The 405-nt window shown below is 60.2% G+C and carries 1 protein-coding gene; it reads right to left on the bottom strand.

Annotation, left to right across the window (positions count from 1 at the left end; all coding sequences use genetic code 11):
- Window positions 1-401 (bottom strand): transglutaminase domain-containing protein (locus QC029_RS31470; RefSeq protein WP_369281329.1); only part of this gene is annotated, 401 nt, incomplete at its 3' end.
- Window positions 402-405: the final 4 nt, after the last annotated feature.

Consider the following 405-nt stretch of genomic DNA (forward strand, 5'->3'; position numbering starts at 1 on the left):
ATCCTGCGGCGTGAGATGAGCATGCGAATGAGCATTGGCAGCGCGAGTATGACGAGAATGACGAGGACTGCACTGAGAGGTGCCCAATTGAAGCCTTCATGGTCGGCGGTACTGATAGGTGCGGGGCTGCTGGTGGGTGTCGAAGTATGTGCAGCTGCCGGGGATGGCTCAGGCGATGAGGTGGAGGTCTGTGTCGAAGGAGTCGGGGATGACGATGGGGTGGAGGAGGGGGAAGGAATAGTGGTTTCCTTGTCGGTCCAGGCGGGAGCTGGTGCCACCGCTGCGGTCGGCTCGAACCTAACCCATCCGTAGTCCTGGAAGTACAACTCGGGCCAAGCGTGCATCTGGTTGGCGCGTATCTTCCAGGTGCCTCTTGCATGATCGCCGGGAAGGAACCCCACGGAT

The organism is Streptomyces sp. DH37 (genome assembly GCF_029813835.1).
Lineage (GTDB): Bacteria > Actinomycetota > Actinomycetes > Streptomycetales > Streptomycetaceae > Streptomyces.